We start from the raw sequence: 25,581 nt of genomic DNA on the forward strand, positions 1-25,581 counted from the left end.
AATAAATTTTTCTATTTATAAAGGAGTATCTTTTCGACCAAAAAAAGCACTGAACGAAATCAGTGCTTTAATTTACTAAGTTAAAATTTTAGTAGTTTGTAGCTTCTTCTGCGAAGTGAGCTCCAGAGTAACCACATACTGGACATGCTTTAGGCGCTGAAGTACCTTCGTGACGATATCCACAGATATCACAAATCCATGTAGTTGGTTCTGCTTTTTCAAATACTTTACCATTTTTAACGTTGTCTAATAATGCTAAGTAACGTTCTTCATGATGTTTTTCGATTTTTGCTACTTGTTCCATCTGGAATGCGATTTTTGCAAAACCTTCTTCTTTTGCAGTTTCTGCAAATCCTTTATACATATCAGTCCACTCATAGTTTTCGCCAGCAGCAGCATCTTCTAAGTTAACTGCAGTTGTTGGTACTTTATCACCGTGAAGTGCTTTGAACCATAATTTAGCATGTTCTTGTTCATTACGTGCAGTTTCTTCGAAGATATCTGCGATTTGTTCCATACCTTCTTCACGTGCCATTTGAGCATAGTAAGTATATTTTCCTCTTGCCTGTGATTCACCTGCGAAAGCTGCCATTAAGTTTTGTTCTGTTTTTGATCCTTTTAATTCCATTGTAATTTCCTCCGTTTTCTATTTAAGTGTTCAACCAAACCATTTTTAAGATTGTTTTCTCGTACAGTCTTCACATATACCCTCTACCATCATTGTGTGTGTGTTCACTTGAAGGCCAGTTTTTTTAGTAATCATTTCATTTAGGCTTTCATCATAAGGTATGTTTAAATCCAATATCTTATCACACTTTGTACAATGTAGATGATAATGAGGCATACATGTTTTATCGTATTGATATCCTTCTATAGGATGGGCAATTTTTTTTATTTCATTCATCTCAGACAAAATATTTAAATTACGATAAACCGTAGCTAGCGAGATAGAACTTCCATCCTTATTCAAATCCTGATAGACCTGTTCAGGTGTCACATGACCGTCAATACCTCTCATGTAATCCATAATCATATCACGTTGTTTCGAAGATTTACGAATCATAGTTTCACCTCCAATCTTAAGAACTATTCTTAGTATACTTCTTAGTTTCTGTTTTGTCAATACCTTTTCCTATACTTTTTTTATTTTGAGTAAGAACCTTCCTATGTAAATTCATCTGGCAAATGTATAGTAAATACACTCTATAAATTCTACACAAAAAATCCCCACCTAAATCACATATAAAAAGCAAAATACATACATCTAATTGATGAGCGTGTTTTGCTATCTAATGATCATAACAATTATGATTGTTTTTTCTTTTATATAAATAACAATAGATTCCTATCGTAACTATTTCTACAATGGAAACTGCTATTCCACCTTCTAAACCAAAATTACCACCATTGATAAATGCTAAATTTTCTACACTTGCAAATCGCGCTACACTCGTTGGTAAAAACATTCCACTCACAAGTACTCCAAATAGGTTTCCTTGTGCAAAATTCCATATGGTATGAGCTGCACTACATACAATGATATTATCATGGTAAAGGGCCATAAGTGAAAATGTAACGCCTGCTAGAATCAAGTTAATAAATGCTATCACGGATATTCCATCGTTTAATAAATGCAACAAGGCAAATAGGATGGAATTTAACAGTACGGCATATACCGTCGTCTTTCTAGCGGCTATTGCGTTCATAAAGAAACCTCTTAACATCAGTTCTTCATTAAACCCCTGAACCATAAAGCCAATAAAATAAGCAAATATTACAATGATTGAAAAATTATTAAACCCTTCAAAACGTAAACCATTCATGAAATAAGCAGTCAACACCACACTGCTCATCATCACAAAACCTATGCCCAAACCTTTGAGGTAATCTCTCAGTAGGTGTTCCTTCGTAAGTCCTAAAGAGACTCTTGAACGTTTGAAGAGATGCTTACTAGCAAATAAGAAACCTATGATAGGAATTGCTGTCATGAACAGCTGTAAAATCTGTGATGAATCCGTAGGATTGCTTAATATAATATCTAATGAGTTTGACTCTACACCTTGTAAGGCTAGAATAAATATCATTACAAGAGCAGATACAATCTCAGTACATAATAAAATCAACAAAGTGACAAGCACCATAGCCGATACACTTATGTTTCTTTTACAATTCATTGTTTCTTTGAGCATCTTTGTTTCTTTACGAAACAGTTCAAACATAATTTTCCCTCCTTATTTGTCAGACAATAATACGATACATTGCGCCTGTACGCCTTCTTCCTTTCCAACAAACCCCATCTTTTCTCCTCTGGTTGCTTTTACGCTTACTTGATCAACTTCACAGTGCATTGCTTGTGCAATATTGTTTCGCATAGTTTCAATATGAGGCGCCATTTTAGGTCGTTCAATCAAAATCAAAGCATCCAAATTATTGATACGATAACCTTTTTCATCCATTTTTTTATATACTTCTTTCAACATCCATAAAGAATCCATATCTTTGAATGTTGGATCTGTATCTGGAAAATGTTTTCCTAAATCACCTAATGCTAAAGCACCTAAAATACTTTCCGCAACAGCATGGAGAAGCGCATCCGCATCACTATGACCCAATAATCCTTTATCGTGTTCGATATGAACACCACCTAAGACTAATTTTCTACCCTCTACTAGCTGATGAATATCAGTGGATTGTCCTATTCTAAACATATGCATTCTCCTTTACAATCATATACGAAAAGTGTAACACACTTCATATGTTTTGTCTTGCGAATAATCTACTTCCTTTGACTTTAAAACAACTATGTTTTACCATATAAAAATCGCCAAATACTTACTCATTTTTGAAACTCTCTTCTATAAGATAGGGCATTCTATATGAACATAACACGAAATGCGACTAAACTCCCCCATATTTAAGATTGAAAACAAAAAATATAGGAATAATTTCTAAAATTTTCATAAAATATCTACAAAAGCACTATTTCATGATACCATTTATGTATATATTATAGAGGGAGAATATTATGAAAAAATTAACTAGTTTATTATTTTGTATTGCTATGCTATTTTCATTAACAGCATGTGGTTCAAAGGTTAGCGATGATGCACTAGATGCATTTGAAGCTGTCATTCAAAACATGGCAAAAATGAAATCTGCAGATTATGTATTAACGATGGACGCAACAAATAAAGAAGGGGATCAAAAGATGACATTAGAAGGTTCCTACAACCTTCAAAATGCAAAACCTTTACTAAGTGCTAGTTTGTCTATGGAAATGGACAATGAAAAACAGGAAGATGCTATTCAATTCTATATTGATGGAGATTATATGTATCTTAATTTAATGGAATTTATGAAACAAAAGCAATCTTTAGCGGGAATGTTACCTACAGAAGAATTACCACCTCTTGATACTGCTGCAGATACTTTTAAACTTCCAAAAGATGAATTAAAAAAATATCTTAAAGAAGCATCCTTAAAAGGCGATACATTAACAATGGTATTTGATTGTAAAAAAATTATGGATGTCTCTAAAGAGTCTGGTTCCTCAACAAGCCAATTATCCGCAAACACAACCATTAACAAGTTGAATCTTGTAATGGAACTAAAGGATGATGTAATGAAGAAAACAACGATTTCTATGGATATTACGCAGACAGTTGCAGGAGAAAAGGAAACCACTTCAGCAGATATCGATATCGAATTCAAAAATATTAACAAGACTACTCCAATAAAATTCCCAGACTTTAGTGATTATATTGAAACTGAAACAAGTTTATTAGATGGATTTATGTAATCCATCAAGGTATCTTCGGATACCTTTTCATTTCTAAAAAACACTTGAATTACATAGTATTATTTGATAAAATAATTACATTATGTAAGGGAGTAGTCGGCTCAAATAGGAGTTGATAAGTCAACATAATGATTCCATTGGAATCTGGCTTATGCATGAAATGGCGAGACTTATATGCGATTTTTTCGTATATGGTCTCTTTTTATTTCTTAGGAGGAACGTATGAATATTTGGTCTTTATTTTTATTAGGTATTGGATTAAGCATGGATGCATTTGCAGTGAGTATCGCGAAAGGTATGTCGTTAAAAAAACATGAGGTATTAAAATATGCCTTGTTGTTTGGATTGTTTTTTGGAGTATTTCAAGCTGGGATGCCACTACTAGGTTGGTGGTTTGGCAGTTATTTTCAATCTCTTATCTCTAGCATCGATCACTGGATTGCGTTTATCTTATTAGGTCTAATTGGTTTCAATATGATCAAAGAATCTTTACATCCTGAAAAAGAAGAGAGTGACTCTTCCTCACTTACCATAAAAGCTATTACCATTCTTGCGATTGCGACTAGTATTGATGCATTGGCAGTAGGAATTAGCTTTGCATTTTTAAAGGTAGATATTTTACAAGCGATTCTGATTATTGGTTGTACAACGTTTGTATTTAGTTTTATCGCAACCTTTATAGGCAATAAACTAGGAGACTTACTAGAGAAATATGCTGGTATTCTAGGTGGTTGTATTTTGATTTTCATAGGTTTAAAAATTTTAGTAGAACATTTATTGGGATAGAAAAACTCGCAGAACAACTTGCGAGTTTTTTATAGCTTATTTCCTTTTTAAAACACTTTTTCCCTCAATCAATTCAGGTTTTAATTTATAGTTCTTTTTATTCACTTCTTTGTGCTTGATTAAATCAAACATCAATTCACAAGAGGTCTGTGCTAAGTTCATTACATTCTGAGAAACAGCTGTTATTTTATCTCCTACAATATAAGGGTTAATCATATTATCATAACTTATAATGGAGTAATCTTTAGGATATGTTTTTTGATAATCACTTAAACATTGTATAAACCCAAGTGTCATCATATCATTACATATAAAGACTGCAGTTAAATCACTCTCCATAATTTTAACACCTGCTTCATAGCCATCTTGATGTCGATAATTTCCTTCAAAGATATAACGGTCATAAACTTCTAGACCTGCATGTTTCATCGCTTCAAGATATCCTTGTACCCTTGTTGAGCCATTGTGATTCGCAGATACACGACTACCAATACAACCAATCTTTGTATGTCCTTTTTCAATTAGATATGCAATTGCTAATTGTGCCCCCTCTTTATTATCAAAAGAGACACTACAGGCATCCATGTTTTCAAAAGGTCGATCGACTACAACATAAGGAGTCGTTAAATTTTCTAAAGCTTGAGGTAAACGTTCACCTCTTACCAAAGCTTCATTACTAGGAGTAATAAATATGCCATCCACCCCTCTTGAAACTAACATATTTAATAAACGTAAATCCTCTTCTTCTTTATCATTGGAGTTTACAATAATTAACATATAGCCTTTTGCTAAGCAACATTCTTCTAATTTTTTACACAGTGAAGAAAAGAATAAGTTCTCGATGTCTGGTATGATAATACCAATGATATTAGATCGCTTTGTGACTAAACTTCTCGCAGCTTGATTCACTTGATAATTATACTTCTTTGCCACATTTAAAATTGCAGTTCTGGTATCCTTAGATACCCTACATGGCTTTTCATTTAGTACAAGTGAAACAGTGCTTACACTTACATTCACTTCTTTTGCGATATCTTTAATAGTAACCTTCATGATTACCCCCTTTGTAGAAAAAGATGATTACCTAAATAATCACCTTTATTTTATCACAAATACAATCTTACAGGAACACGATCATACTAACAATGAACATAAATATAACACCTACGAACATTGGTACAGATGTACGTTTTACGATATCCAATGGATTTTGTTTTGTTGAACCAGCGACAATCATGACAACGGCTGCAACTGGTGATACTGCACGAATCAAGTTTCCAGCCATACCCATAGGTACACTTATTGCGATTGCAGAGATTCCTGCAGCGGTTGCTAATGGAACTACCAATGGTACCATAGCAAAGAACAAAGAAGTTCCTGAACCACTTAATAGTACAATCGCGATAGATAACAATACAAGAATCAATGGTAGTACAAATCCTAAACCTGAACCTTGAATTCCTAACATTGCGCTTTGTAGTTCTTGAATTAAACCTAATGATTGTAATCCAACTACGAATACAGATGCTGCTACAGTTAATGCTACGATAGGGAATGCATTCCCCATTCCTTTGAAGAAATCTTCTGTTTGAACCAATACTTTTTTATCCCCTTTGGTACGGAACAATTCACAAATAACTGCAAGAATGAAAGAGATAATAGTTGCTACTTCTACACTTAAGTTGATTGTAACACCCGCAAACATATCTAATAAGTAAACGATAACTACAAGAATGATTGGGAAGATTGTCAATAAGGTATAAATCGTTTTATAGAAGTTTCCACCTTTAATTTCTTTCACTTCTTTTAATTCTATATTATCCACTTCTACTGCTTTTGATTTTTTATCCATGAACTTTTGCCATAGAGAATGTGCGACTGCCATTACTAGAATAGTTGGAATAGATACAATAGCATGATAGTTGAACACGTATTGTGTTACCGTAATTCCTGCGTACTCTGTGCTTTTTGCCAATGCTTCAGCGATTGCTACATTATCACTACCAAGAGGTGTTGGCATAACGGTTGCTGTTGTCGCAATAACTGCCGCAGCTGTAAGTGTAGACATACCAGCTTTACGAAGTACTGGGTATAAAGTTGCTAGTAAAATGATTGCTAAATTAGATGCGCTTGGAATAACTAATGATAAAACATTTCCTAAAATAAATACAATTGCTACTAGAATATATACAGACTTAATTTTTGCTATCGGTTTTGTTAATACATTCACCGTTACTTCATTCGCACCAATACTTGACATATAAGCAGAATAACCACCTAAAATCATAATGATAAACCCTGCCGCAGGCATCATTTGTTTGAACTGATCTATGACTGCCTTTAATGGATCAAACCAAACAACTCCTGTAGATTGAAAATCTACTATTGCAATTTCATTTCCCATAAGTACTGCTACATACATCAATACAATACCAATCGAAAATAACGTAATCTTAATATCCATTTTCTTAATTAACATCCAGCCTACAATGAATACAGCAATGATTGCAGACCCATACATAATAATTGAATTCATATTTTATTCTCCTCTATTTTATATACATTTGCGAATTGCATTTTTAAACCATTCGCGGAATCGATCCCCATCGATATCAAGACATACGGTAGCATTTTTTTCTTTCCCTAGATAACCACGTAAGTCAACCAGTGTACAACCTGCAGTCATACTTCCGGATAATTCTACATCCAATGTTGTATACTCACTTTCAAAAAGCTCTGGATTTAATAGATATGCAATAGCTGTAGCATCATACATCTTTAATCCTGTTTGAAAGCTTCCACCACGATAACGTTTGAATAAAGAATACGCCATATATCCTGTTTTATTCATATCTTTAATTTCTTCACTATCTTGTGGATATACAAGTGCTTTTAATCCAACATCCAAACCTACCATTGTTAGCTTAAGTCCACTATGGAATACGATATGAGCTGCTTCTGGATCTAGAGCAATATTAAATTCCGACATAACGCCTTTATTTCCTCTACTTGCACTTCCACCCATAAGAATGATTTCTTTAATTTTGCTTTTTGTCTCAGGATAAGTCTTTAATAATAAAGCAATGTTTGTTAATGGTGCAATTGGAATAATAGTTACTGGTTCTTCGCTTTCCATAAGCACACGACGCATTGCGTCTACTGCATTTTCTTTTAACGGGGTTTGCGTAGGTTCTTCAAAGTCGAAACCTTCCATACCACTTTTCCCATGAACGCTTGATGCATCTTCATAGTCTCGAATGAGTGGGCATTCGGCACCAACAGCTACTGATACATCTTCTCTTTGAAAGTATTTCAACAAGCGAAGCGTATTGTATGTAACTTTGTCTACTCCTACATTACCAGCAACAGTTGTGATTAACTTTACATCTAATGTTTCATCAAATAGTGCAATGGCAATGGCGAGTGCGTCATCAATTCCTGGATCTGTGTCAATTATAATCGGTCTTTTTTTCATTTGCCTTCTCCTTTATATTTGTTATGAAATGTGTCGTATACTTCTTGTCGGTAAGGTATGGATACTTGTGCACCTTTTCTTGTAACACAGAGTGCCGCAACATCACTTGCAAACATCAATGCTTCATGTAAACTGCTACCTTTTGATAATTCTGCACATAACGCTCCAATGTAAGAATCGCCTGCTGCAGTAGAATCCACTGTTTTTACGTTCGGTGATGAAATTAGTATGGTCTCATCATTCTCTTTGAAGACACTTCCTTCTTTTCCTAACGTAATAATAACTTGCACCTTCTTTGTTTCAAAATAAGCGATTGCCTTTTCATAGCTTTCTAAATCTTTAGGATATATGCCGGAAAGCATTTCACACTCACTTTGATTTACAACAAGCATATCTACAGCTGCATAAATTTGATCATCCAATGCTCTAGCTGGTGCAGGATTTAAAATAGTGTACATCTTCTTTTGTTTCGCATATAACAACGCTTCTTTAACAACTTCATACGAGTTCTCAAGCTGTGTTAGAAATATATCTTCTGGATTCACCAATCGATCCATTGCTTGTTTTGCATTTTGAATTCGTAAGGTATGATTCGCTCCATTCCCTAAAATGATACGATTATCACCCTCACTACGCAAAACCATTGCTACTCCACTAGCGACATGTTCCTCTTGACACACCTCTTCCGCATGAACCCCATATTCTTTTAATGCATCTAACAATAATTCTCCAAACATATCCATTCCAACATTTCCAATCATATATGTTTGAGCATCCAATTTTGCTGCAGCAACAGCTTGGTTAGCTCCTTTACCACCTGGGTTGATAAAAAAGTCATATCCATTCATCGTTTCCCCTTGTTGTGGCATACAATCTGCACAAATTGTTAAATCCATATTCAAACTTCCTAATACAATTACTTTCTTCATTCCTTCACCTCTTTTTCTCATAAAACTTTATCATTCCAGGCCCCATATTCTCACAAGGTCTTTCTAAAAATCCAAACTTTTCATAGAAAGATACACATGTTGGTGTAGACAATAACCCTATATACGCACCATCACAAGCTTTTGTATCAATGTACGCAAATAAATGCTCCATAATCATCTTTCCAATTTTGAGTTTTTGGTAAAGTGGATCGACAACCACATCCTTTAAAAAGAAGCAAACGCGATCATCTCCAACCAAACGTGCCATTCCTATTGGAACTTCTTCATCATAAACAACGACGGTATATAAAGAGTTCTCAATCGCGATGGTAACATCCTCATCACTATACTCTTTGAAATTAACTTTACTTCTTAAATGACGATAAATGTTTTCATTTAAGCTGTTATCCACAACAGAAACCATCAGATACCTCCACATGATAAAACGTTTTACCAACTTTACAATATTACTTTATCATGCGATGTAAGCGTTGTCAACAATAATTTGATAAAACGTTTTATCTTTTTGAAAATTAAAAAAAGCAACGTCTTCCGCTGCTCATTCTAGCTACTTGATAATATTGTTATTTTTCTCACTGCGTGCAATTACAAACGCGCCAACGCAAAGACACAATCCAATTACAAAGTAGGAAACCCCATAATTCGTAATCATACTGAAATCACTTGCGCTTACTTCTGACAACACATAATCCAGTTGTTGTAACATCCCATGATAAACACGTGGAACGATTTGTCCTACTATCAATAAGGCAACACCGCTTATCACGCCACCCATTCCAACTGAAAAACACCACTTGAATCGATGGCGATTCAATAGCATCAACACCATAACAATAAGGATTGCGCCTATCGCAGAACCTATAAAAATTATTTCTTGGGAAATAAAGTTTACGAACTTCATCATTTTCATATAGCTCGTTGGAATGCTTTCTTGAAAAGAATTGACGGTTATATCATATACTTCTTGAATAGGAGTGTATGTAATTCCTTGATCAATAAACTCATGTACTTGCCCCTTCGTCACAAGTGGCTCGAGCACTTTTTCAATTTCATTATCATAACTATACAGCAAATCCTTTAAGACTGCTTTCATATCTTGGTTTGTTGTTGAACCATTTACGATATCATTGAGCATATCTTTACTAGCTTCACCCACTATACGATTTGCTTCTGCATTGTTTTCAATTTCATCTTTCAAATTAAGGAATGCATCTCGATCTAAATCCGGCACATAAGTCTCTATTTGTTCAAATAATGTTTGGATATGTTGCTTTAGATTTATCTCTCCAATTACGATCGTTCCTATATCTTTTATGAAAAATTTATTCGCTAGATGACTCATACAAGTCAACATACAAAACACTATTAACACGCTTGCCAAAATAGAATTCCATAACTTCTTCATTACAACCCCTTCTTTCGTAAGACTAGTGTATCATTTTTCATTCAAAAAAGGGAGTTCTTTTATAAAAGCAACATTTATCCCACTTATGACAGATAACATTACGTTCTGTGTAAGAAGAAATAATATTGTATATATAGATGGAACAAATATGGTAAAATAGTACTATGGAAAAAAGAACAGAACCCCTAGCATTCTCCATGCGTCCTACCTCTTTTGAAGAAGTGATTGGACAAGAACATCTAATAGGAGAAGGAAATGTATTACGTAAATGCGTAGAAAATGAAATAATATTTTCTATGATTTTTTATGGTCCACCTGGTACAGGAAAAACAACTCTAGCCATGGTACTAGCGAATACACTCAATAAACCTTATCGTTTATTCAACGCAGTAAGTGGAAATAAAAAAGACTTAGATATCATCTTTGAAGAATCAAAATATTTTCCAGGCTTAATTGTAATTGTGGATGAGGTACATCGCTTAAACAAAGATAAGCAAGATTTGTTGTTGCCTCATATAGAAGATGGCTCCATTGTGATGATTGGTGCGACTACTTCTAATCCACTTCATGCCATCAATCCAGCTATACGTTCTCGTTGTCATTTATTTGAAGTGAAAGCATTAACGGAAAACGATATAAAAAAAGCTTTGATGAATGCCATTCATTCTGAAAAAGGATTACGAAATGAAGTAAGCATTGATGAAGATGCCTTGGATATTATCGCAAGACATAGCAATGGAGATATTCGCTATTCCTTAAACATTTTAGAAATATGTGCGATTGCTTCTACTGGACATATCACAAAAGATCTTGTATCACAATATTCTCAGATACCGAATATGGGAATGGATAGTAGTGGAGATGGTTACTATGATGTACTAAGTGGATTTCAAAAATCGATCCGTGGTAGTGATGTAGATGCGGCCCTCTATTATCTTGGTATCATGATAGAAGCCAACGATATAGATAGTATTGAAAGAAGACTTCTTGTGACTGCTTATGAAGATGTAGGTTTGGGAAACCCTGCTGCTGTTGCTCGTTGTGTACAAGCCATAGATGTCGCAAAGCGCGTTGGATTTCCAGAAGGAAGGATTCCACTTGCTGTTGCAGTCATTGATTTAACGTTATCTCCTAAATCGAAAAGTGCAGAAAATGCAATCGATTCTGTTATGCAAAAGCTACATATGAGTTCCTATAGTGTTCCAGATTATTTAAGATTTACCCCTGTCTCTATGAAGGAGGAAGATAAATATGATTATAATCGTCCAGATCTTTGGAACAAAATTCAATATCTTCCAAACAAATTACGAAATGAAACTTTTTATGAAGCACAAACAAATTCAAGTTATGAATCTGTTCTTGCTAAAAATCTAGAAAAAATACGCAGTGTGAAACGCACAAACAATCTTGCACAACTAAAAAAAGAACATAAGAAATAAGTTCTTTTTTTTCATCATGCTATATATTTTCTCTTATACAGTACGTTCACAATGCTTCCCCATATCACGATACTAAAACAAACCCACAGGCATGGTATCAGCTCAAATTTAATCAATACATCATTTGCTTTCAAAAGGAAAAACAACCGTTTATAGGAAACATATTTTAGTAAATAATCCAGCAAAAATATTGATAGTATCCTTGCCGGGATATACCAAAGATGATAATAAGTTCCAATATGAAACTATCCATACAGCAATGCTAATGATAATCACCATAATAGCCGCAACGTATTTTACAATTTCAATCATTTTGTAATTATCCATGGAGCATTGTATACCCATTCTATTGCTGTTTCTAAATCGCATAAATGCCATCTTTGCGCTGCAATTGATATGTTTTCCAAGAGAAATATCATTTGCTATTTTTATGTCTTCATTATATCTTTTAGCATTCATAAAACAAGATACAATCTTGTAATAAAAGATTTGGGAAAATTTACCTTTTCGAGTATCCCCCTAAAAAAGGGTATATGAGTGGATGAAAGCGACTACATGAAGTTATAATAAAAATAGAAATGGAGTGATTCTATGTGTAATGTAAGTCGTGAACATGATATTTATTTAGCAGGCGGATGTTTTTGGGGAGTTGAAAAATATTTCTCTTGTATTTCAGGCGTCCGTAGAACTGAAGTTGGATATGCGAATGGGAATGGAGTAGATCCAACATATGAACAAGTATGTGAAGGCACAACAAATTTTGTAGAGTGTGTACACATTGTATATGACCCTTCCATAGTATCTTTAAATTTTTTATTGAATATGTTTTATGAGGTAGTGGATCCAACTTCTATTAATAAACAAGGAAACGATAGAGGAACACAATATCGAAGTGGAATCTATTACACAAGAAAACTAGATGTGTTGGTAATCGAAGAATCTTTGAAAAAGCTACAAGAGAAGTATTCAGAAAAACTAGCAATTGAGGTATCTCCATTAAAAAACTTTTATTTAGCAGAAGATTATCATCAAAAATATTTAGATGTGAATCCAAATGGATATTGTCATATCCCTACTACAAAATTTGAAAGCGCAAAGTCTGCGAAATGTTGTTTACAACATGACAATGAACAACGTTTTCAAAAGCGAAGTGATGAAGAATTACGTCATATCTTAACAGATGAGCAATATAAAGTTACTCAATTAAGCATGACAGAACATCCTTTTGAAAATGACTATTGGAATGAATTTCAAGAGGGAATTTATATCGACATCACCACTGGAGAACCTTTATTTGTATCAAGTGATAAATTTGATGCAGGATGTGGATGGCCTAGTTTTTCAAAGCCTATACAAAGAAAAGCAATCAAAGGAAAACGTGATCAAAGTCATGGTATGGAAAGAATAGAAGTAAGAAGTTCACTAGGTGATGCCCATCTAGGTCATGTGTTCAATGATGGTCCTATTGAAGAGGGTGGATTACGTTATTGTATCAATAGTGCTTCCTTAACCTTCATTCCTAAAGATAAAATGAAAGAATATGGATATGGCGACTATCTATATCTTATGGATAAGTAATTCTTTTCTATTTTGGATACAAACATCTTCTTATAATTAAAAAAATTGAGTGCTAGATATTTCTATCTATCGCTCATTTTTATTTATAGTCGTTGGCTGAATAACCAAGTTCTGAAAAGATTCGATTCTTTTCTGCTACACCCTTTTGAATATTTGACAACTCACCAAGAGCCAATGACAAGAAGATTGTATCGACGATAAATGATTGTACAATTAGTGCAGCGTGGCTTGCTAAACGCAAGTTGTTTTCAACTGCAGATACAAATAGTGTTACCGTTGATTTACTTGCTAATTCTTGATTACCAAATTGAGTTATCAAAATGATTTTGGCTTTTTTCTGATTCGCAATATCGATAAACTGATGAGATTGAACAGATTTCCCTAACGTGGTGAAGCAAATAAGTAGGTCATCTTTTTCCATATTCAAAGTAGATTCTAGTTGCAAATGGGCATCCTCATAATAAATGACAGGAATATTCAAACGCATGAGTTTAATCTGTAGCTGTTTTACTAATGTGCTACTTGCTCCAGAACCACTCAAGTAAATCTTGTGGTTTTTTTCATTTGCTTTACGTATCATTTTTATTGCCTTATCTAATTCTACAGGATTTACAATATCCACAGTAGATTGAATAGAAGTAATAATAAATGCACTTAATTTTTTTAGGACCGATTCAGGTGTATCCGATGGTAAAATTTCATTAAGAATCAAATCAGAATTTTCGTTGTATTGATCAACGGATAGATTTGCGGATAATGAAAGTTTAAAATCAGAATATCCTTCACAGCCTAGCTTGCGTGCAAAACGAATCACTGTTGCTTCACTCACTTCAGCACGTAAAGACAAATCTTTTAAAGTTAATGAAAGAATTTCTTTTCGATTATTTAAAATAAACTCCCCAAGTTTTTTTTCTTTTGCAGATAGAAACGGCATGAGCGATTCTATATTCAGAATAATATTAACTGCCTGCATAAGTCCTCCTCACTATGATCTATACATAATTGTTATGATTATGAACATTATCTAAGTCCTATTATACCTCATTCTACCAACGGAATGGTGAAATTGCAATGATTTCCATGGAAAAACATGGATTGCGTCTATTTCCCTATAGGAATTCAGCATTTACCATTTTCCATGGCTTTTTTTACATCTACTAAGCTGTCATAGATTCCGATACAAGATTCATAAAGGTCCTCTGTAGGCGCTACAAGATCTGGAACCATAATCGTAGCACACCCTGCTTGTATGCCCGCATGAACACCATGCAACCCATCTTCAAACACATAACAATCTTCTGGGTTAAGACGCAATTTCTCTGCAGCCAACAAAAAGATATCTGGTGCAGGTTTTCCGCAAGTTACCTGTTCACCACTCACAATAATATCAAAATAAGAAAAGATATTTGCTATCTTCAAATTGCTGTAGATAAAATCTAGAGGTGCACTGCTTGCGAGTGCGAGTACTATATTCTTACTCTTCATATAGTCTAGAAGTTCGTGTACACCAGGTTTCATTGGAACACTTTGTGATAAGATAATTCTTGAGTTTTCAAAAACTTCATCTATGAGCTTTTCAGCATGCACTTCTGGCCAATAAGAATTTACAATCTGTTGCATGAAAACACCATTTGTTCCACGTATTGCATCTAACATTTCAGGATGAATAGAAAGCTTATGTTGTTTTGCTACTTCATGCCATGCTTGGTTGTACACCAATTCCGTATCAAACAGTAACCCGTCCATATCGAAAATCGCACCTTTTTTCATAGTATACATTAGCCTCCTGTTCCCAATAGTAAAAATGATAAATTTTCTTTATGCCAAGGACAGCCTAAAATACTTTTTCTAATTTTATATCGAATTCTGCCCTTATCAGTTTCCATTGTAAAAATAAATTTTGTTAGCTTTGCCTGTATGTTGGATGTTTTTATTTCACCACGCGGTATAAAAATAAGAGTATCCTCTTTTGCCACACCCTTCATATCATCCACTGCAAATATTGCAATACCTTCTTGATTGATATGTAAAATATGATCTTTCATTGTATACATCATATTCCCAAATCCGTGATGATAAGCTCCCACATCTGGAATGATGGTTGCCCATATAGTTCCATGTTGAGCAAAGTTCATGTGTTGTTTTAGCACAAGTGCTCGGATATCATTTTCTTTCATACCTCTACCTCTTACTGATTGCGTTCAGCCAACATTTTATTAAAATCTACAATACCTGCTTTTCCTGTTTCTACTAATGCTTCTCGTTCCATCCCTACTTCTCTAGCACCCATATATTCCATTATCATTGGTAAGTTCATTCCTGTAATAACACCTATCTTATCAGTATTCAATGGATCACTTAAAATTCTAGCACCACAATTACAAGGTGTCCCAAACAATAAATCACAGAATATGATAGCCCCTTCTCCTGTATCCACTTCTTGAAGTGCACTTTGTAGTTTCCCTAGGAATTCTTGCACATCCTCTTCAGGTAATAAACATAACGCTTTTACTTGTTTTTGCTCTCCTGAAAATATTTGTAGGGTATCCAACATCCCCTCTGCCAAGCGACCATGGCTCGCTATTATAATTCCTTTCATTTTAACCTCCTGTGTATACACTTTATGGGCATCTTACGATGCCCATAGTGTTGTATTCTTTTATTTAGAACAATCCAACTGCTGCACATAGCAAAGCAATAACGATAGTAAAGAATACTAATTTTGCGACACTTACGTGTTTTTTATTGATTAAATAGTAATAGATAAATAGTACTCCAATGGATAAAATGCCTGGCATGATTCCATCAATTTTTTCTTGTACACTCAAAGTAGCTTCATCAAAGTTAGCAGTAAGCGCAACACTTAAGCTTACCATAGAAGCAGTCAATGCTCCCATCATCGCCATACCAAGAATATTCGCACCTTCAATAATATTTGACATCAATTTAGAAGACATAATATCTTTGATTGCAGATCTTCCTTTAGAATATGTCAATTTTGTAAAGACGATCAATTCTCCTAATGTATACATAGTCCCTAACAACAATAACCAGAATCCCGCTATGGAACCAGATTGCGCTAGTGAACAAGAAGCTAGAATAAATAAAGTAGTAATTGTACCAGCACTAAAGGAATCTCCTAAAGCTGCTACTGGTCCCATCAACCCTGTTTTTACTGCAACGATGGATTCTGAAGGAATTGCTTCTGGATTATTTGCTTTTTCTTCTTCCATCGCTAACGTTGTACCTAGGATCAAACCGCCAGCTGTAGCATTTGTATTAAATAGTTCTAAATGTCTTTGTAGCGCAGGAATCATATCTTCCTTATTTGGATAAAGCTTTTTAAATGCTGGAATCATAGAATAGGTATATGCAATTGACTGCATACGTTCATAGTTCAAAGACATTTCGGTAGTAATATACCATCTAGCAATTACTTTATTGACATCTTTTTTTGTTAGTGATACTTTTCTTTCCTCAGCCATACTATGCAGTCTCCTTTTCTCGATCACGTTTCTCTAAAATAATTAGTACTGCTACACAAGCTGCCACTAAACCAGCCGTTAATGTATTCAATCCAACTGCTTTTACAATGATAAAACCTAACACTGTAAATGGAATCATTTTTGGTTTTCCAATCATATTCATAATCAATGCAAATCCAATGGCAGGCATAACACCACCTGCTACTTCTAATCCATGCATTACCCATGCAGGAACCGAATTCATAAAGGTGAGCATTGCGTCTTGTCCAAACATAACAATTAAGAAAACTGGTAAGAATAATAATGGAATCTCAATCAATGGAGGATAAATAATTGCACATCTTGTAATTCCTGCTAAGTTTCCTTTTTGTGCAAATTCATCTGCTCTATGTACGAAAATAACGTTTACCATCTTACGAAGATTTGTAACAAAAGATCCTAATAATCCCATAGGTACTGCGAACGCGATTGCTTGTTCCGCAGTAAGACCAGTCGCCAATGCAATCGGAATCACCGTGGTCGCGGCCAGTGCAGAATCGGTAGGTAAGTTTCCACCTGGCGCTATAATACCAGCGAATGCAGCGGCAATACCTCCACCAATGATCAATCCCTTCGTTAAATCTCCATAAATTAAACCTGCAACTACCCCAACAACAATCGGACTTGCGATGAAGAAGAATGCAAAATATCCACCAATCATACCACGAGCCACCCAATACATGATCCCCATAGCTAATGCCATAACTATTAATTGTGTACCACTCATAGAATTTACTCCTCTTTCCTTTTATTTTATTTTCTTTTCAATTGATTCTAAACTAACTGGATCGTTCTCCGGAATCGGTTGTAAAAAGACATGTACACCAGCAGCTTTCATCTCTTTTAATTTATCAAACTCTTCCGCTGATAGAGATACACCTTGAACAACAGATTTGCGTTGTGCACTATTTTGAATTGCCCCTGCATTTAATTCTGGTAACTGCAACCCATTTTTATATGCAGTATAAGCCGTATCCACATCTTTAAAAATCAATAAGACTGTATCATCTTTACGATCAATTGCAGTTTGAATTTCGTCTACTTTCACGATATCCACATCACGATCAGGAACTGCCATTCGATAGATATCTCCCATAAATGGATCATCCACCAATGCATTATCAGCTAAAATCAAGCGATCTACTGGTCGAAACTTTATCCATTTTGCGACAATCTGTCCATGTACCATACGATAATCGATACGTACCATATTTAATTTACCCATAATAACTCCTCCTTTCTATATTTAGGGTCAATGACCTTCCTTATTTTCTTTGAATTTTCACTACTTGTCTAGTATCCGCACTCTTATGTACAGCTTCCGCAATCAACTCTGCTTCTAAACCATCGTTTAAGTTTGCAATAAAAGGCTCATTATTTTGTATACAACGTACAAAGTCATTCAATGGATCAATACCAAACCCGATAGCTCTTCCATTATGATTTTGTATAAAATTAACATTTGGCGTATGTTGTTTATGTTCATCGAAGAATTCAACTCCTCGTTTTTGAGAATCTACTCGAATCAACGTGTTTTCGCAAAGAATTTCTGAGCATCCATCATCTGCTTTCGCAAACCCATTCGGTAAAATCCAAGCATTTTCAACCGTCCAAGTACATCCATTTTCAAATTCTAAGATTGCCGTAATACTATCATAAGTATCTACACCTTTTGATTTTAAAATTCCTTTGTGTCCAACTGCATATACTTGTACAACTTCACACCCCATATACCAGCGAATCAAATCGTAACAATGTGTTCCTACAAAATGCACTGGACTTGAATCGGCAGACCAATTTAGCCAATTTAATGCTACATCATAAATATTATCCATGCGCATATATCCACGTACCGGCTTTCCTGTCGTAGGATCTGCTAATTTATTCTTAACCGCAATGCTGGCCATATCCCATCTTTTATGGTAATCAACCATAACACGAACACCTGCTTTTTCTGCAGCTTCGATGATTTCATAAGCATCTACAGAAGATGTCGCAAGTGGTTTTTCTACCAATACATCTTTTTTGTGTCGTATTGCGGCCATCACTGGATCTTTGTGATATGGATCCGGTGTCGCAACAGATACTGCATCAACCTCCTCATTGTTTAACATTTCATCGATATCATTGTAAGTTTTCACATGATATTCTTCTGCAACCTTATCTGTTATTTCTTTCTTTAAATCACATACTGCGACAAGGTTTACATTAGGATTGCATGTGTAGGCATCAAGATGATTTTTCCCATAGATACCAGCACCTACAACCGCAACATTTAGTTTCTTCATAAAACCTCTCCTTCCTTTTGTAGTATTGCTACATTGAATATAACATATAAGAAGTAATACTTCAATAGTTTTTTGTATTTTTGTAGTTTTACTTCTTTTTGTCGTAGTAATCATAGCAAAAACTGTAAAAAAGGATACAAAAAAAGCTCTTCTAGATGTACTTTAAGAAACACATAGAAGAACTATTCAATAGAATTACATATTATTTTACTAATCTTATTTAATCAAATGATTTCAGCATTACGTATCCTTACGTAAAATTGCCAAATATTTTTCATATGCGAAACAACGTTCCCGCTTACTATTATCTACTTGAACAAGGATACCTTGTTCCATAAGTTTTTTCACCGCAGTTGAGGTTGTGTTATATGAACTTCCAAGTGCGATGGCAGTTTTTTTGATATCGATAATAGGAGTTTGCTCTAAGTAATAAAAGAGTTTTTTCAAAATCCCTGTTCGTGTATCTGTTTCTTTTATAATCGCTAGATTATTTTCATGCAATTCCACCAACGCATCAATAGTTTCAATGGAATCCTCTGCGGATTCATAGATGCCTTGTAAAAAGAATATAACCCATTGTTCGAAAGTGCCTTTTTCTCTTACCTCACTCAACCTATCGTAATATTCGATGCGATTACGTTTTAAATAATATGAGATATAAAGGGTTGGAAAAGTAAGTACTCTATTTTCCTTTAAAAACAGATTGATCATCAATCGCCCAATTCTACCATTCCCATCAGGCAATACCACATTGAGACCCTGCCAGAAATCTGTAATTGATTTCAACTTTTTGTTGCCGTTCTTTGCCTATTCCCTCTGCTTGATATACATAAATGCAATCAATGAGTTCACAAAGCATAGTACGATTTAATTCTGTTACATTCTGGTATTTACGAATAGTATCTAAAAACTGGTTGGTGTTTTGACTTTTTATTTCTTCGGCTTCTATCTTAGATTTTAAGTTTTCATACCTTTTACCTATTTCTGATTGTTCATCTTCATAAGTAGCAGACATTTTCACAAATCGTTCATCTGTAATTATACCTAACGCATTTTGTTCAAAGAGTTTCATGATAATACTATCAAGTTCATCAAAACGTTTTTCTACTATTGCCAGCTCTTTCTTAAATTGATGGATTTTCTCATTTCCACCTGTTTCGCTTAACTCTCGCATTTCCTCAAGGAACTGGTCGCCTAACGCTTCCATGTTTTGAATGTGCCTTTGAATATCATTCATGACAATACTGGTTAATGCGTCATATGAAATCGCATGTGTTGTACAAAGATTACTATTCCTTACATATGTTCTGCAACGAAATCTAGGCTCTCTACCATTAGGATTTGAGTATGCCATGTTACGTCCACAATCAGGACACTTTACCAGACCTACAAACATATTCGGTTTCCCTGTTTTGTTTGGTCGCTTTTTTACGCTGATGAATTTTTGTACCAGTGAAAAGGTTTCTTCATCTATGATTGCTTCATGGGTATTTTTTACCACAATCCAATCCTCTTTTGGTATACTCACAAGTTTCTTGTTTTTGAATGACTTTGTTTGAGATTTATGCGACACCATATGACCTAGATAAACTTGATTTTCTAAAATCATCTTTACATTTTTTCCAACCCAATCCGTAGGATATTTAAAGCCTGTACTTTTTTCAAGTGTGCCATTTTTCATTGCCCGATATGCTCTAGGTATTAAAATCCCATCTTCGCACAACGTTCTGGCAATTTGATGAACACTGTTTCCTTGCAGAGATAATTCAAAAATACGCTTAACAGTAGGTGCGGTTTCTAGGTTAATCAGTAATTGTCGTTTGTTATCTGGATTTACAACATACCCATATGGTGCAAACGAACCACAGAAGCCACCGCTTAATGCTGTTGTTTTCTTCACGCTTCGGATTTTCTTAGATGTATCACGAGCATAATACTCATTCATGATAGACTTAAAAGGCATCATTTCATTGTCATCATATCTCGTATCAACATCATCATTCAACGCTATAAACTGAATATTGCTATTAGGGAAGATTTCTTCTACATAATACATGAACATAGCATTGTTACGTCCAAATCGTGACATATCCTTTACGATAATTCCGCTTGGCTCTGTATCTGCCAGAGCTTCCTCAATCATTCGGTTTAGGTCTGGTCGATTAAATGTCGTTCCAGAGTAACCATCATCAACATACTCATCAATAACCTCAAATCCATTTTCTTTTGAATGATACCTCAACATTTGAAGCTGATTACTGATACTATTACTTTCTTTATCTGCATCTCCATCATCTTTTGATAATCTTGCATATAATCTAACTCTTAATTTTGCTTGCTGTTTTGACATTTTGTTCTCCTCTCCAACAGCAAACAAACAACTTATATCATAATATAATTATACCATATTTTGATGGAGATTTCAGCTATTTTCTCTACTGTTCCTTAATAAATTCAAAGCATTTCTGCCTTATTTCTTGTTGAATCAACCTTTTAATTAAGTGTTGTAATTCCACTGTACCAGTGAATTTTGAAATAACATAAAATGATGTATTACCAATATAAATCATGTTTCTTTGCTCTACTTTTGACACTCGTCCACCTCCACTTCACTTATCAAAAAAACACCATCTCTGGTGTTTTCTAAAAATCTTTATCTTATACAAATTGTCTTGCGTTCATATGTTCTGCTTATCAAATCAATTTCAGCATAAATCAATACATTGTCGTGTAATTCTGTTTGTCCTGTCTGAATGCACGTGGTATTAAGTATCTGATTTATCCACCTACCTTTTTGTGTATCTGGACTTTCATGTATATGTCCATGTAATGACAATAATGGTTGCATTTGTTTTAAAAACTCATAAATATCTACTGACCCTATATCAAGGTCTTGATAACGTAATTGACCCAATCGTAGTCCGGCTGGTGGCATATGTGTAATATAAATTGTTTTGTTTGGATTCTTGGGTATTGGTAACCGCTTTAGAATATCACACATCTGTGGTAACTTTGTTGTGGAATATTCCAGCCAGTTGTAGATTCTATCATAGTCAATTCTATTCGATATTCCAGCTACAGCACTAAGTTGTTGTTGAGGTATATAATGCTTTTCCGTTACAACTCTATCCTTGCACCCAAAAGGGTGGTCTAAAATATAATTCATGCCTATAAACTCATATCCATTCATAATTGCTTTAGTTCCTGCAATATTATAAACATTGCCAAACTCATTACAGACATCAGCAAACAAATCGTCTAAGGTTAGCAAATCATCATTTCCCAGCATTACCAAATAATCAATATCGTTTTGTTCTAATTTATGGAAATACTCTCTTAGAAATTCATTGATGAATATTGGTTGTGCTTTATGCCTGTCGCATTGTTTTGGTAGCATATCGCCACCATTCACTATAAGTTTTATACCGCCATCAACAGCAACTTCCAAAAGTTTACTATATTTATCCTTATCACCATGTAAATCTGTCACATACAATAACTTCATAAAACTTCTCACTCCTTTAACTTTCTATTCAAATCCGCTTTTCATGCAATAATAAACTCATTATATCACGTCATATAGCAGTTATCAGTAGAAAGCATATTTCTAAGCAGATAAACGGCTTTGGACAAGCTCCATTGGACTTCCACCATTCCTCATACCTATGAGAGAACCGCACCATGCGAATGTATCATTATTCTGTTATAGCAGGTCATGGCTGGCGACTGTTCCAATAGTCGCTCGCTGATCATTGCATGAACTCGCTCACTTTCCATTGGAAAGGTCATGGCGTGCAATATCGCTGGCTCACTGTATAACAAACGTGTTTGTCTGCTTTATTCTGTTGTCAAAGAACATAACGGCTTATCAGCCTATCAAAATCCATTTGATTTCAAATAGACTTTGACAGAGTGATAAAACAGCGCAGACAGAGGACACAGGAAAGGGGTATTGTGTGTCACTCTGAAAGAGCAGAATTACAAATTACGCAACCTGAAATTCAAGAATACTTGAAATCAGTTTCGTTTCTAATCGACGACGCATATCATCATCAACACGGGTGTGCGGATTTCCATAGTCGTCAAAGACGGTTCTAATTGACAACCTTGCAATATATGGCTCATAGTGGCTTAAAACAATATCCATAGCCATAATATCGCCTAGTGAAGCTGATACAATGACAGGATATGGAAGTAGTCCATTTCCCTTATGTACGGCTTTATTCTTTATCATACTGGCTTTCCTCCATTCTCTTTTTTAAATCATTTAGTGCTTTGTTTCGCTGGTCGTTTACTGTTCTGCGGACGATATTAAGTAATTCAGATATTTCAACGTCACTGTAATCAAGAAAGTAAGACAGCAGGACAATATCACGCTTCTTTTCTGGAAGCTGTTGCAGTGCTTCTGCCAGCAATTCGTCCTTTACAGCAATGTCATACTCTAATACCTTGAAATTGCTGTAATCTGTGGAATAGACATCATAGGTACAAAGTTCACTAAGCTGTTCTGGTGTAAGCTCTGAAATTGATACCTGCGTAGATAAAAGGAATTGATTATTCCTTTGTATATCAATCGCTTCATGTTTCAGAACTCTTTTACAGTAGCAGTCAAAAGTAAACTGTTTTTCTTCTTCAAGGGAAGTGGCTTTTTTCACGTTTTCACCTCCTTCCGTTTTTCAAAAGGCGGTGATTTCAACCATTCCTTCCCCCTTTCCGCCATTAGTACGAATGGCAGGTGGTGGTTTGGCAATGTTTGGAAAAAAAGTTTATAGGCATTAAAAAAACTCAAATAAGGAATGACCCTTTTTGAGTTTCTCTAAATATATTTATACATGAAGATTATCTGTTTCCTATACTATATATAAAATCAAATTTATTATCCTTTATGTAGTTTTTCTTCAATACGTATACTTGCTGCAACATGCATTATCCAATGGCGTGATAATGGCATTTGAATAAGTCCTTTTACATCCTTATTGCACCAGTAATCTATCAACCAGTAAGCATGTATATCTTCTTTAACTACTCTTAATGATTTTAATAGCTCCTTATTTTTATCATTTATTTTTCTCTTTATATCTGCAAATGTAAGTCTTTTTAATATGTCGTCTGTACTATCTTTTACAGCCTTAACATATTGATATAATGCATCTATATTTAATGTTTTTGAAAAATCAGCAATTTGTTGTTTTCTAAGTTCATTCCCAGTTGTGATAATAGGCGACTTTATTATTTTTTGATAATTACCCAAAAAGAAAATTTGCTCATCTTGTGCAATAAGTGTATGTGCTACAATGTCCTCAATACGAAAAGTATGCCAAATAGAATAAGCAATTGTTTTATTATGATAACCATCAGCGTTGATAAAAGGGATTAAATTAAACTCTTCTCTTGTTAATTCGTTTTTAAAACGAAGCAATTCATTAAATAAGGTTTCGCGTAATTTCAAAAGTGTAGCAATCCCTTCGTTAAAGGTTGCTTCTTTTTTTATTTGTATTTGTATTAATTTGTTGGCTTCTGACCATTCCTTATTAAGCATATATAGCCTCCTAAAATTCTAATGTAACAGTTTCTTGCTTTGCTTACTCTATTTACCTTAGTCTGGCAAAATGAATTAATGAAAGATAAAGATAGTTTTTTGCATCTGTTATTTTCGATTTGCTCATTTTGTAGCCTTTACCTTTTACACAATAAATGGAATAAACATTTTTGTGCGTTTTTTATACTGGATGTATTCATCTCCAAACTCAGCTAACATATCGTTTTCTTCACGCTTTGCAAGTTTTAGATATACTATAATCATAATAGGGTAGAAAATAATCAATGGTAGTGTTGCCCATTCAATCAACATCCCTAAAGAGAGAAGTAACAGTCCAGTATACTGTGGATGTCGAATATACTTATAAATTCCTTTTGTAACTAAAGCACCTTGTCCACTTTCTTTAGACCAGTAATTATGATGAATATGATACCAACCATTCATAATCATAATGACAGCGATGATGGCACAAAGGATGTTAATATACATACCCCAATATCCAATATACGGGAATAATGTATGTCCCCATAGGATACCTTCAGGTAGATTTTTACCAAGTACCCATGAAAGTATATACATAGAAAATGGTATTCCATGCATTTCGATTGCAAATGCTAATACAAATGCTAAATATGTTCCTTTCGGTTTATTTCCCATTTTTTTATAAAAGGGGATGAAAAACAAGATTAAACCATACAAAAACATAAAGAATATAACGCCAAACCAATTGTGAAAATGACTTTCTAAAGTTTCCATTATTTTGTTCCTCCTGTAATATATTACGTTCATATTATAAAT

At 34.4% G+C, this 25,581-nt stretch carries 31 protein-coding genes; 4 read left to right on the forward strand and 27 right to left on the reverse strand.

Annotated elements, in window-relative coordinates:
* Positions 1–88 precede the first annotated feature (88 nt).
* From rbr to ispF, 4 genes are all read right to left on the reverse strand, one after another.
* Positions 89–628, reverse strand: a complete 540-nt coding sequence (gene rbr / locus ACWG0P_RS02420) for a rubrerythrin (RefSeq protein ID WP_455800324.1) — start codon at positions 626–628, stop codon at positions 89–91.
* A gap of 45 nt (positions 629–673) precedes the next feature.
* Positions 674–1,063, reverse strand: a complete 390-nt coding sequence (locus tag ACWG0P_RS02425) for a Fur family transcriptional regulator (RefSeq protein ID WP_455800325.1) — start codon at positions 1,061–1,063, stop codon at positions 674–676.
* Positions 1,064–1,289: 226 nt separating this feature from the next.
* The gene (locus tag ACWG0P_RS02430) at positions 1,290–2,219 is read right to left on the reverse strand and encodes a CPBP family intramembrane glutamic endopeptidase (protein ID WP_455800326.1); all 930 of its coding nucleotides are present in this window, start codon (positions 2,217–2,219) and stop codon (positions 1,290–1,292) included.
* A gap of 12 nt (positions 2,220–2,231) precedes the next feature.
* Positions 2,232–2,708: a 2-C-methyl-D-erythritol 2,4-cyclodiphosphate synthase gene (gene ispF, locus ACWG0P_RS02435; protein WP_455800327.1), complete on the reverse strand. Its 477-nt coding sequence runs from the start codon at positions 2,706–2,708 to the stop codon at positions 2,232–2,234.
* 317 nt (positions 2,709–3,025) lie between these two features.
* Between ispF and ACWG0P_RS02440 the strand changes: the two genes are divergently transcribed.
* Positions 3,026–3,799: a DUF6612 family protein gene (locus tag ACWG0P_RS02440; RefSeq protein ID WP_455800328.1), complete on the forward strand. Its 774-nt coding sequence runs from the start codon at positions 3,026–3,028 to the stop codon at positions 3,797–3,799.
* A gap of 222 nt (positions 3,800–4,021) precedes the next feature.
* The gene (locus ACWG0P_RS02445; protein WP_455800329.1) at positions 4,022–4,585 is read left to right on the forward strand and encodes a manganese efflux pump MntP; all 564 of its coding nucleotides are present in this window, start codon (positions 4,022–4,024) and stop codon (positions 4,583–4,585) included.
* A gap of 36 nt (positions 4,586–4,621) precedes the next feature.
* On the opposite strand, the gene ACWG0P_RS02450 is transcribed toward ACWG0P_RS02445, so the two are convergent.
* From ACWG0P_RS02450 to ACWG0P_RS02475, 6 genes are all read right to left on the reverse strand, one after another.
* Positions 4,622–5,638, reverse strand: coding sequence for a LacI family DNA-binding transcriptional regulator (locus ACWG0P_RS02450; RefSeq protein WP_455800330.1), 1,017 nt, complete (start codon positions 5,636–5,638; stop codon positions 4,622–4,624).
* A gap of 67 nt (positions 5,639–5,705) precedes the next feature.
* Entirely contained in the window at positions 5,706–7,121 is a 1,416-nt protein-coding gene (gene dcuC / locus ACWG0P_RS02455; RefSeq protein WP_455800331.1) for a C4-dicarboxylate transporter DcuC, read from the reverse strand.
* A gap of 18 nt (positions 7,122–7,139) precedes the next feature.
* Positions 7,140–8,060: a ribonucleoside hydrolase RihC gene (gene rihC, locus ACWG0P_RS02460; RefSeq protein WP_455800332.1), complete on the reverse strand. Its 921-nt coding sequence runs from the start codon at positions 8,058–8,060 to the stop codon at positions 7,140–7,142.
* Entirely contained in the window at positions 8,057–8,989 is a 933-nt protein-coding gene (gene rbsK, locus ACWG0P_RS02465) for a ribokinase (RefSeq protein ID WP_455800333.1), read from the reverse strand. Before rbsK ends, rihC begins: the two co-directional genes overlap by 4 nt.
* A gap of 4 nt (positions 8,990–8,993) precedes the next feature.
* Positions 8,994–9,413, reverse strand: a complete 420-nt coding sequence (locus ACWG0P_RS02470; RefSeq protein ID WP_455800334.1) for a GNAT family N-acetyltransferase — start codon at positions 9,411–9,413, stop codon at positions 8,994–8,996.
* 144 nt (positions 9,414–9,557) lie between these two features.
* Positions 9,558–10,415, reverse strand: a complete 858-nt coding sequence (locus ACWG0P_RS02475; protein WP_455800335.1) for a hypothetical protein — start codon at positions 10,413–10,415, stop codon at positions 9,558–9,560.
* A gap of 164 nt (positions 10,416–10,579) precedes the next feature.
* On the opposite strand from ACWG0P_RS02475, the gene ACWG0P_RS02480 reads away from it, so the two are divergent.
* The gene (locus ACWG0P_RS02480; RefSeq protein ID WP_455800336.1) at positions 10,580–11,854 is read left to right on the forward strand and encodes a replication-associated recombination protein A; all 1,275 of its coding nucleotides are present in this window, start codon (positions 10,580–10,582) and stop codon (positions 11,852–11,854) included.
* Positions 11,855–12,004: 150 nt separating this feature from the next.
* On the opposite strand, the gene ACWG0P_RS02485 is transcribed toward ACWG0P_RS02480, so the two are convergent.
* Complete coding sequence (locus ACWG0P_RS02485; protein WP_455800337.1) at positions 12,005–12,313, reverse strand: hypothetical protein; 309 nt, start codon at positions 12,311–12,313, stop codon at positions 12,005–12,007.
* Positions 12,314–12,445: 132 nt separating this feature from the next.
* Between ACWG0P_RS02485 and msrB the strand changes: the two genes are divergently transcribed.
* Positions 12,446–13,432 (forward strand): peptide-methionine (R)-S-oxide reductase MsrB, encoded by a 987-nt coding sequence (gene msrB / locus ACWG0P_RS02490; RefSeq protein ID WP_455800338.1) that lies wholly within the window; start codon positions 12,446–12,448, stop codon positions 13,430–13,432.
* Positions 13,433–13,511: 79 nt separating this feature from the next.
* Here the strand turns inward: msrB and ACWG0P_RS02495 are convergent, their stop codons facing one another.
* The 16 genes from ACWG0P_RS02495 to ACWG0P_RS02570 form a co-directional block, all read right to left on the reverse strand.
* Positions 13,512–14,405 carry a MurR/RpiR family transcriptional regulator gene (locus tag ACWG0P_RS02495; RefSeq protein WP_455800339.1) on the reverse strand — a complete coding sequence of 298 codons (894 nt, stop codon included), beginning with the start codon at positions 14,403–14,405 and terminating at the stop codon, positions 13,512–13,514.
* A gap of 146 nt (positions 14,406–14,551) precedes the next feature.
* Positions 14,552–15,202, reverse strand: a complete 651-nt coding sequence (locus tag ACWG0P_RS02500; protein ID WP_455800340.1) for an HAD family hydrolase — start codon at positions 15,200–15,202, stop codon at positions 14,552–14,554.
* A gap of 8 nt (positions 15,203–15,210) precedes the next feature.
* Entirely contained in the window at positions 15,211–15,609 is a 399-nt protein-coding gene (locus ACWG0P_RS02505) for a hypothetical protein (protein ID WP_455800341.1), read from the reverse strand.
* An 11-nt stretch (positions 15,610–15,620) separates the two neighbouring features.
* Entirely contained in the window at positions 15,621–16,031 is a 411-nt protein-coding gene (locus ACWG0P_RS02510; RefSeq protein WP_455789803.1) for a PTS sugar transporter subunit IIA, read from the reverse strand.
* Positions 16,032–16,095: 64 nt separating this feature from the next.
* On the reverse strand, positions 16,096–16,917 hold the full coding sequence (locus ACWG0P_RS02515) for a PTS system mannose/fructose/sorbose family transporter subunit IID (RefSeq protein ID WP_455800342.1): 822 nt from the start codon (positions 16,915–16,917) through the stop codon (positions 16,096–16,098).
* 1 nt (position 16,918) lies between these two features.
* Entirely contained in the window at positions 16,919–17,683 is a 765-nt protein-coding gene (locus ACWG0P_RS02520) for a PTS mannose/fructose/sorbose/N-acetylgalactosamine transporter subunit IIC (RefSeq protein ID WP_455800343.1), read from the reverse strand.
* Positions 17,684–17,704: 21 nt separating this feature from the next.
* Entirely contained in the window at positions 17,705–18,181 is a 477-nt protein-coding gene (locus ACWG0P_RS02525; protein ID WP_455789800.1) for a PTS sugar transporter subunit IIB, read from the reverse strand.
* Positions 18,182–18,221: 40 nt separating this feature from the next.
* Positions 18,222–19,244 (reverse strand): Gfo/Idh/MocA family protein, encoded by a 1,023-nt coding sequence (locus ACWG0P_RS02530; protein ID WP_455800344.1) that lies wholly within the window; start codon positions 19,242–19,244, stop codon positions 18,222–18,224.
* A 240-nt stretch (positions 19,245–19,484) separates the two neighbouring features.
* Entirely contained in the window at positions 19,485–20,030 is a 546-nt protein-coding gene (locus ACWG0P_RS02535) for a Fic family protein (RefSeq protein WP_455800345.1), read from the reverse strand.
* Entirely contained in the window at positions 19,981–21,594 is a 1,614-nt protein-coding gene (locus tag ACWG0P_RS02540) for a recombinase family protein (protein ID WP_455800346.1), read from the reverse strand. Before ACWG0P_RS02540 ends, ACWG0P_RS02535 begins: the two co-directional genes overlap by 50 nt.
* Positions 21,595–21,679: 85 nt before the next feature.
* Complete coding sequence (locus ACWG0P_RS02545) at positions 21,680–21,838, reverse strand: hypothetical protein (RefSeq protein ID WP_455800347.1); 159 nt, start codon at positions 21,836–21,838, stop codon at positions 21,680–21,682.
* A gap of 59 nt (positions 21,839–21,897) precedes the next feature.
* Positions 21,898–22,749, reverse strand: a complete 852-nt coding sequence (locus tag ACWG0P_RS02550; protein WP_455800348.1) for a metallophosphoesterase family protein — start codon at positions 22,747–22,749, stop codon at positions 21,898–21,900.
* Positions 22,750–23,229: 480 nt separating this feature from the next.
* Entirely contained in the window at positions 23,230–23,478 is a 249-nt protein-coding gene (locus ACWG0P_RS02555) for a helix-turn-helix domain-containing protein (RefSeq protein WP_455800349.1), read from the reverse strand.
* Positions 23,465–23,899, reverse strand: coding sequence for an RNA polymerase sigma factor (locus tag ACWG0P_RS02560; protein WP_455800350.1), 435 nt, complete (start codon positions 23,897–23,899; stop codon positions 23,465–23,467). The genes ACWG0P_RS02555 and ACWG0P_RS02560 overlap by 14 nt, the downstream gene beginning before the upstream one ends.
* A 221-nt stretch (positions 23,900–24,120) precedes the next feature.
* The gene (locus tag ACWG0P_RS02565) at positions 24,121–24,783 is read right to left on the reverse strand and encodes a phage head-tail adapter protein (RefSeq protein WP_455800351.1); all 663 of its coding nucleotides are present in this window, start codon (positions 24,781–24,783) and stop codon (positions 24,121–24,123) included.
* 144 nt (positions 24,784–24,927) lie between these two features.
* Positions 24,928–25,539 carry a methyltransferase family protein gene (locus ACWG0P_RS02570; protein ID WP_455800352.1) on the reverse strand — a complete coding sequence of 204 codons (612 nt, stop codon included), beginning with the start codon at positions 25,537–25,539 and terminating at the stop codon, positions 24,928–24,930.
* Between the last annotated feature and the right edge of the window lie 42 nt (positions 25,540–25,581).

This window comes from Amedibacillus sp. YH-ame6, from assembly GCF_053848845.1.

Coding starts and splice junctions, on each gene's coding strand:
- rihC (WP_455800332.1), bottom strand. CDS start 8,060: ATGAAAAAAAGACCGATTATAATTGACACAGATCCAGGAATTGATGAC.
- ACWG0P_RS02500 (WP_455800340.1), bottom strand. CDS start 15,202: ATGAAAAAAGGTGCGATTTTCGATATGGACGGGTTACTGTTTGATACG.
- ACWG0P_RS02510 (WP_455789803.1), bottom strand. CDS start 16,031: ATGAAAGGAATTATAATAGCGAGCCATGGTCGCTTGGCAGAGGGGATG.
- ACWG0P_RS02530 (WP_455800344.1), bottom strand. CDS start 19,244: ATGAAGAAACTAAATGTTGCGGTTGTAGGTGCTGGTATCTATGGGAAA.
- ACWG0P_RS02505 (WP_455800341.1), bottom strand. CDS start 15,609: ATGAAAGAAAATGATATCCGAGCACTTGTGCTAAAACAACACATGAAC.
- ACWG0P_RS02425 (WP_455800325.1), bottom strand. CDS start 1,063: ATGATTCGTAAATCTTCGAAACAACGTGATATGATTATGGATTACATG.
- ACWG0P_RS02550 (WP_455800348.1), bottom strand. CDS start 22,749: ATGAAGTTATTGTATGTGACAGATTTACATGGTGATAAGGATAAATAT.
- ACWG0P_RS02475 (WP_455800335.1), bottom strand. CDS start 10,415: ATGAAGAAGTTATGGAATTCTATTTTGGCAAGCGTGTTAATAGTGTTT.
- ACWG0P_RS02445 (WP_455800329.1), top strand. CDS start 4,022: ATGAATATTTGGTCTTTATTTTTATTAGGTATTGGATTAAGCATGGAT.
- ispF (WP_455800327.1), bottom strand. CDS start 2,708: ATGTTTAGAATAGGACAATCCACTGATATTCATCAGCTAGTAGAGGGT.
- ACWG0P_RS02470 (WP_455800334.1), bottom strand. CDS start 9,413: ATGGTTTCTGTTGTGGATAACAGCTTAAATGAAAACATTTATCGTCAT.
- ACWG0P_RS02565 (WP_455800351.1), bottom strand. CDS start 24,783: ATGCTTAATAAGGAATGGTCAGAAGCCAACAAATTAATACAAATACAA.
- ACWG0P_RS02495 (WP_455800339.1), bottom strand. CDS start 14,405: ATGCAGGCAGTTAATATTATTCTGAATATAGAATCGCTCATGCCGTTT.
- msrB (WP_455800338.1), top strand. CDS start 12,446: ATGTGTAATGTAAGTCGTGAACATGATATTTATTTAGCAGGCGGATGT.
- rbr (WP_455800324.1), bottom strand. CDS start 628: ATGGAATTAAAAGGATCAAAAACAGAACAAAACTTAATGGCAGCTTTC.
- ACWG0P_RS02555 (WP_455800349.1), bottom strand. CDS start 23,478: ATGATAAAGAATAAAGCCGTACATAAGGGAAATGGACTACTTCCATAT.
- dcuC (WP_455800331.1), bottom strand. CDS start 7,121: ATGAATTCAATTATTATGTATGGGTCTGCAATCATTGCTGTATTCATT.
- ACWG0P_RS02450 (WP_455800330.1), bottom strand. CDS start 5,638: ATGAAGGTTACTATTAAAGATATCGCAAAAGAAGTGAATGTAAGTGTA.
- ACWG0P_RS02485 (WP_455800337.1), bottom strand. CDS start 12,313: ATGAATGCTAAAAGATATAATGAAGACATAAAAATAGCAAATGATATT.
- rbsK (WP_455800333.1), bottom strand. CDS start 8,989: ATGAAGAAAGTAATTGTATTAGGAAGTTTGAATATGGATTTAACAATT.
- ACWG0P_RS02525 (WP_455789800.1), bottom strand. CDS start 18,181: ATGGGTAAATTAAATATGGTACGTATCGATTATCGTATGGTACATGGA.
- ACWG0P_RS02520 (WP_455800343.1), bottom strand. CDS start 17,683: ATGAGTGGTACACAATTAATAGTTATGGCATTAGCTATGGGGATCATG.
- ACWG0P_RS02515 (WP_455800342.1), bottom strand. CDS start 16,917: ATGGCTGAGGAAAGAAAAGTATCACTAACAAAAAAAGATGTCAATAAA.
- ACWG0P_RS02570 (WP_455800352.1), bottom strand. CDS start 25,539: ATGGAAACTTTAGAAAGTCATTTTCACAATTGGTTTGGCGTTATATTC.
- ACWG0P_RS02430 (WP_455800326.1), bottom strand. CDS start 2,219: ATGTTTGAACTGTTTCGTAAAGAAACAAAGATGCTCAAAGAAACAATG.
- ACWG0P_RS02540 (WP_455800346.1), bottom strand. CDS start 21,594: ATGTCAAAACAGCAAGCAAAATTAAGAGTTAGATTATATGCAAGATTA.
- ACWG0P_RS02440 (WP_455800328.1), top strand. CDS start 3,026: ATGAAAAAATTAACTAGTTTATTATTTTGTATTGCTATGCTATTTTCA.
- ACWG0P_RS02480 (WP_455800336.1), top strand. CDS start 10,580: ATGGAAAAAAGAACAGAACCCCTAGCATTCTCCATGCGTCCTACCTCT.